Origin of the sequence: Campylobacter sp. Cr9, assembly GCF_020138295.1 — a bacterium.
Taxonomy (GTDB): domain Bacteria; phylum Campylobacterota; class Campylobacteria; order Campylobacterales; family Campylobacteraceae; genus Campylobacter_E.
Genome location: NZ_JACGBH010000014.1, coordinates 38,879 through 45,597 on the forward strand (window position 1 = coordinate 38,879; position 6,719 = coordinate 45,597).

Annotated in this window: 5 protein-coding genes; 3 read left to right on the forward strand and 2 right to left on the reverse strand. The window is 27.3% G+C overall.

Annotated features, from left to right (window positions below; genetic code table 11):
• Window positions 1–9: 9 nt before the first annotated feature.
• Together ruvA and AVANS14531_RS07550 are read right to left on the reverse strand one after the other, a co-directional pair.
• The gene (gene ruvA, locus AVANS14531_RS07545) at window positions 10–564 is read right to left on the reverse strand and encodes a Holliday junction branch migration protein RuvA (RefSeq protein ID WP_336611921.1); all 555 of its coding nucleotides are present in this window, start codon (window positions 562–564) and stop codon (window positions 10–12) included.
• Entirely contained in the window at window positions 561–2,447 is a 1,887-nt protein-coding gene (locus AVANS14531_RS07550; protein ID WP_336611922.1) for a flagellar assembly protein A, read from the reverse strand. The genes ruvA and AVANS14531_RS07550 overlap by 4 nt, the downstream gene beginning before the upstream one ends.
• 62 nt (window positions 2,448–2,509) lie before the next feature.
• On the opposite strand from AVANS14531_RS07550, the gene murJ reads away from it, so the two are divergent.
• The 3 genes from murJ to AVANS14531_RS07565 all read left to right on the forward strand — a co-directional run.
• Window positions 2,510–3,925, forward strand: coding sequence for a murein biosynthesis integral membrane protein MurJ (murJ, locus tag AVANS14531_RS07555; protein WP_239818435.1), 1,416 nt, complete (start codon window positions 2,510–2,512; stop codon window positions 3,923–3,925).
• A complete protein-coding gene (gene cysS / locus AVANS14531_RS07560) occupies window positions 3,912–5,258 on the forward strand; it encodes a cysteine--tRNA ligase (protein WP_239818434.1) in 1,347 nt (448 codons plus the stop codon). The genes murJ and cysS overlap by 14 nt, the downstream gene beginning before the upstream one ends.
• Window positions 5,255–6,719, forward strand: a 1,465-nt coding sequence (locus AVANS14531_RS07565; protein ID WP_336611923.1) for an ABC transporter ATP-binding protein, incomplete at its 3' end; no start/stop codon positions are given. The genes cysS and AVANS14531_RS07565, both read left to right, overlap by 4 nt.

The window sequence follows — 6,719 nt, forward strand, 5'->3', positions numbered from 1 at the left end:
TATTTTTCCTTAACTTAATTTTTTAAGAGCTAGTTTTATTACTTCACTAACACTATTTGCATTAATATCTTTTAAAGCTTTAATCACTGCATCTTGTTTAAATCCAAGTGCAAGTAATGCTTCGCTTGCTTCGTAATAATAATTATTTTCTGCACTAATGCCAAGTTTAATTATTTTATCCTTTAATTCTAATATTAATCTACTAGCTGTTTTTGCTCCAATTCCAGGAGCTTTACATAAAGCTTTTGCATTTTCATTAATAATTGCACTTTGTAAGCTAGTAACATCCATTGAAGATAAAAGTGCCATAGCACTTGCTGCACCTATTCCATTTACTTTAATTAAAGCCTCAAATAATATTTGTTCGCTTTCTTCTAAAAAGCCATATAATTTATGTGAATCTTCTTTAATAATTTGAGTTATTAATAAAGCTACCTTATCTTGTTTATTAATCTTTGCAGCTGTTAATAAACTAAGATTTACTCCATAACCTACTCCGTAAGTTTTTAATGTTATATAGGTTGGAGTTTTTTTAATAACTTCGCCTTCTAAATATACTATCAATTCTCTTGCCTTTCATCTACAAATTCATTTTCAAATTCTCCGATTTGAGCCTTGTTAAGCATTACGATTTTAGCACTTTCTTCATCGCCTTTCATAATACGCTCAAGCTTTAAGCAATAAATCTCTTCATTAGCCTTAGTGTTATACGCTAGCTCTATATCAGGATATAATAATTTAAACTTAATCTCATTTAAATTAGCCCATTTACTAAGGTTTATAACCTTTGCTTCATAGACTTTATTTTGCAATATTTTTAAATTATCTTCTAAATCTCTTTGTTTATCTTTTAAGTCCTTTAGTTTAATTACTAAATCATTATATTCTGTAACAATATTTTGGTAATCCCTAATTTTTTGCAAAAAAGCAGTTGGTGGAGTAATTTGACTTTGCTTCATTTCTGCTAATCTTTGTCTTATTTGCATTATGCTATCTTTATTAGCATCTATTATTGATTTTTTACTTTCAATTAATTTTGGTATAGCTAATAAATCCTTATTAGTATCAGCTAAACTTGCTAAAGTTTTTTCAAGATTTTTTACAATTATAGGAGATTTACTAGCGCTTACTAAAAACTTATTATTTTCTCCTAAACATTCTTTAACTAAAGCAATTTCACTAACTTCTATATTTGTATTAGTTGTAAGAGTATCAACTATAACTTTATTTGCTATTATTTTACCACCTAAAGCGTGTTTTACTTTTACGATTTTACCAACTATTGTTCCATTCTCTAATCTATTTACTAAAATCTCATCGCCTTCGCAATATCCTCTGTGCACTTCTATATTGATTTTTTTTGCATAAACTTTACTTTTTGAGTGGGTTTGTCCGCCTATATTTGCTTCTTTTGCTCTTACTACTGAATTTTGTGCGATATTTCCTTTTACATTTAAAGTACTAACTTCTATGCTTAAATTTGCTCCTATAGCATCTTTTAAATAATCTTGCTCATCTATATTTAAAGTAATGTCTTTATTAATCCCTGCATCAATTGAACCTGTTGTTTTAAAATCAACTGCTTGAACGCTTACGCTATCTTTAATATCATATAATTTATCTCTATAAGAAAATGTAATATAACCATTAATATTTGCATAATACTTTATGCTTAATTCATCATTAATGGCTCTAATATTCTCGCTTACTCTAAAATCTGGCTCATTATTTAAATTAACATTACTTGCATTAATAACATTACCCTTTAAATCTCTTCCATTAATTGCTTTTATAGGTTTAATAAATTCCATGATTAATTCATCTTTACTTATTGCATTTATAAAACCACGCTGAGAATAATCAAGCTTTTTTGCATTTTCATCTTGCTTTTTGTCTTGATAATATAATTTAGTAATTGAATTAATCGCATTAACAGGGTCAATCCCCCTTGCTAATACAATATTTGCTTCCATTAATTGTCTGCTCTCAAAAGCTCTTAACATTTTTATAAGTTGTTCTTGAAAAGAAAACTCCCTAATGCCTAATAAAATTCCAGCCTTAATTAGTCTTTTATTTATTAAATCTCTAATATTTTCAATTACTTCTGAAATTTCTATATTTTCATCATAATTAATAGCACTAAAATTAGCTACAACTTTAGTAATGTTTTTGTTAGTTCCTATTTTAAATTCTATTAAAGGATAAATCTTTTCTATGATTTCTATTTCATAAACCTGCTCTATCTTCATATCATCATTAAAAAACTTATCATCATTAAATACTTCTAATTCATGTTCTAAAAGTGTTTGACTCATTCCATCTTTTGTAACGATAGTTTCATAATGAATTACTTTAAAATCTAAATTGTTTATATCTAAATTAAATTGATTAGCATAATTTGTTAATTCATCATAAGGTTTTGTAGTCTTAATTCTGTATTTTTCCAAATTGTAAGCCTTTAATTTTTTTTCGTTAATATACCTAAAAAAAAATTAAAAAAGTAAAATAAATGAAACAAGAATTAATAAAAAAATATTTTTTTAACATTTTCGGTATTTTAATTTCTAGAATTAGTGGTTTTGGAAGAGATTTTTTATTAGCTAGATTTTTAGGGGCAAGTATTTATTCGGATATATTTTTTGTAATGATTAAACTTCCTAGCGTTTTTAGAACTCTTTTTACCGAAGGGACTTTTAATCAAAGCTTTTTGCCAAACCTAGCAAAAACAAAGCGAAAAGGCGAATTTTGTGTAAAAATCTTAACAATTTTTATAAGTATTTTAAGCCTTATTTGTTTAGTTGTTTATATTTTTTCTTCCTTTTTTACAAAATTAATTGCTTATGGTTTTAGCGATGATTTGCAAGTTTTAGCAGCTCCTTTAGTTGGGCTTAATATTTGGTATTTGCTTATTATTTTTTGTGCTTCTTTTCTTGCATCTTTGCTTAATTATAAAGGTAGATTTTTTATAACTAGCATTAGTGCGTCTATATTTAATTTTGCTTGTATGTTTGCAATGCTAATTTTTAAAGACTTAGAAAAAATTGAGCTTTTAAGAATGATTACTTATTTTATTTTAGTAAGTGCATTTATTCAAATATTTATTTTAACACTTGCTTTAAAAGATAATTTAATCTTTCGTTCAATGATAATTTTTACAAGGAATTTAAAACAGGAATTTAAAAGCAAAATCTCTTTAAAAGATTTCTTTAAAAACTTTGGCTCATCACTAATAGGCTCATCAAGTTCTCAGCTAAATTCTATTATAGAACTAGCCCTTGCAAGTTCATTAGCAAGTGCAAGTATTTCATATCTTAATTATTCAACTAGGCTTTATCAATTACCACTTGCTTTAATTGCCATTGCTTTTACTCAAGTATTCTTCCCCAGCCTAATAGCTTATATAAAACAAGGAAAAATAAAAAACGCTATTTCAAATATTCAAAAAATCTTTGAATTAATGTCGTTTTTATTAATTCTAGCAGCACTTACAGGATATATTTTAAGTGAAGAAATAATCAAGCTTTTATTTGAAAGAGGAGCCTTTACTCACGAAAATACCATTGAATGCGCTAAGGTTTTAAGGCTTTATATACTTTGCATTGTTCCACTTGGGCTTTCAAGATTATTTTTAGCTTGGATAAATGCAAATTATTTACACTCAAAAGCTGCAAAAATTTCAATAATTTCTTGCTTTATAAGTATTATTAGCTCACTTAGCTTAATAAAATATTTTGGGATTTTGGCTTTTTGCATTAGTGCAAATATTTGTGCTTGGTTTATTTTACTTGCTTATTTAAAAGTGTTTTCTTATTCACGCTTTTTGGGTATTCTAAGACCTTTTATTTGGCTTGGAATTATTGTTTTTAGCATAATTTTTGCTTATGTTTTAATATATATAAAAGGATTTTTAAATGCAATTTTTTAATTCAAAAACAAGAAAAAAAGAAGAATTTATTAGTAACGATGAATGCGTAAATATCTATGTATGTGGTCCAACTGTTTATGATGATGCACATCTTGGACATGCAAGATCAAGCATTTCTTTTGATTTATTAAAAAGAGTAATTAGGGCAAATGGCAAAGCTGTAAAATTAGCTAAAAACTATACAGATATAGATGATAAATTAATCAAAAAAATGAATGAAAGTGGCAAAAGCTTAGCCGAAATTAGCGAGTTTTATATAAAAAGTTATGAAAACGATATGAAAGCTTTAAATGTTTTAAAGCCTGATATAAGCCCAAGAGCAACCGAATATGTTAATCAAATGATTAGCTTTATTGAAAAATTGCTTGAATTAAAATACGCATATAAATTAGATGATGGTATTTATTTAAATACAAGCCTTGATAATCTTTATCTAAGTATTTCAAACAAACCTCAAGATGAAACTATTTCAAGACTTGAAAATGAAGCTGCTAAACTAAATGCAAGTGATTTTGTATTATGGAAATTTGATGATAAATATTACAATGCTAGTTTTGGCACAGGTCGTCCTGGTTGGCATACTGAGTGCGTTTGCATGATTTTAGATATTTTTCCTAAACTTCATATTCATTGTGGTGGAGCTGATTTATTATTTCCACATCACGAAAACGAAGCTTGTCAATGCCGCTTAGCAACTAAAAATGAATTAGCTGATTTTTGGCTACATAATGGCTTTGTAAATATCAATAACGAAAAAATGAGTAAAAGTCTAAATAATAGCTTTTTTGTAAAAGACGCCTTAAAAGAATTTAATGGAGAAACTTTAAGATTTTATTTATTAAGCACTCATTATAGACAAGATTTTAATTACACGATAGATGATTTAAAAGCCTCTAAAAAACGCCTTGATAAAATATATAGACTTAAAAAAAGGCTAAGCTTAGATGAGATTAATATAGATTTAATAGCGCCTAAAAGCGAGTTAAAAGATAAATTAATCAATGCTTTAAGCGATGATTTAAACACATCAAAAGCTCTTGCGATTATAGATGAATGGATAAATTGCGTAAATGTAATTAAGCCAAATGATACTATAAAAGATGAGTTTTTAGCTATTTGTGAATTAATAGGTGTTGGCTTGCTTAAGCCAAATGATTATTTGCAAAACTGCGATGAGAAATTCCGAATTCAAATTCTTGATTTGATTGAACAAAGAAAAGTAGCTAAACAAAACAAAGACTACGCAAAAGCTGATAATATAAGAGATGAATTAAATAAGCTTGGAGTTAGTATTCAAGATACTCCTAATGGCGTTGATTGGGAGATTTTATGAACCTTAAAGAGATAGAAAACCAAAACGTAGACCAATTAAAATTAGGCTATGTTTTAAAAAGATTTAAACATTATTTTAAAGATTATAAGCTAAGGTTTTTTCTAGCAATTATCGGTATGATTTTAGCTTCTGCTGGAACTGCTGGAAGTGCTAAAATAATTGAGCCGATTTTAAATAAAATCTTTGTAGAAAAAGATGTAACTTTGCTTTATATCTTGCCTTTTGGTGTGTTTGCTTTATATTTTATAAAAAACCTTGGGCTTTATATGCAAACAATAAATATGGGTTTTATAGGTATAGAAATTACTAGAAGACTAAGGCAAAAAATCCTTAAAAAAATCATAGTAATGGATATGAAATTTTTTCAAAAGCATTCAAGCGGAGAATTAATATCACGCTCATTAAATGATATAGCAAGCTTACAAAATGTCTTAACTAATTTCATCCCTGAAATGACAAGAGAAATTATTACAACAATTGGCTTACTTGCAGTAGTAATTACTCAAAGTCCAAAATTAGCCTTTTTTGCTTTCATAATTTTGCCTGCTGCAATGCTTCCTATTAGATATTTTATAAAAAAGCTAAAAAGTATAGGTGTAGCAACTCAGCAAAATTACGCAAGTCTAACTTCAAGATTAAATGAGATTTTAGGCAATATTGAGCTAGTAAAATCATCAAATGCTGAAGAATTAGAATTAAACAAATATAAAAATTGTAATGACAATGTAGCTAAGCTAATTTATCGTGGAACTAAAATAAATGCCTTTACAAGCCCTATAATGGAAACTTTTGGGGCATTAGGCGTATCTGCAACCATAATAATAGGCGGAATGGAAGTAATTAATGGCTCTATGCAAATAGGAAATTTCTTCTCGTTTTTAACAGCTTTATTTTTAATCTATACACCAGTTAAAAGAATTACAAATTTATATGCAAGTCTTCAAACAAACTTAGCAGCAAGCACAAGGACATTTTATTTACTTGACCTTGAGCCTGAGATTAAGGGTGGCGAAAAGAATTTGAATTCGGAAATTAAAACACTAAGCCTAAATAATATAGGTTTAAAATACGATGAAAAAACAGCTTTAGATAATATTAATGTAGAGTTTAAAAAAGGAGAAATTACTGCAATTATAGGAAAAAGTGGCAGCGGTAAAAGCTCTTTAGTAAATACGATTTTAAGATTTTATGAATTAAGCGATGGAAATATTAAAATAAATAATGAAGATTATAAAGAATATTCACTTAATAGTCTTAGAGAAAAAATAGCAATCGTTACTCAAAATATATATTTATTTAGCGAAAGCATTGCAGAAAACATAGCTTATGCAAATGAATTTAATGAAGAACAAGTTATAAAAGCTTTAAAATTAGCTAATGCTTTAGATTTCGTAAATGCTTTACCTGATGGAATATATACTAAATTAAACGAAAAAGGTAGCAATTTTAGTGGCGGTCAAA

Excerpts from the sequence above, each read along its gene's own strand:
- cysS (WP_239818434.1), top strand. The coding sequence starts at position 3,912 with ATGCAATTTTTTAATTCAAAAACAAGAAAAAAAGAAGAATTTATTAGT.
- murJ (WP_239818435.1), top strand. The coding sequence starts at position 2,510 with ATGAAACAAGAATTAATAAAAAAATATTTTTTTAACATTTTCGGTATT.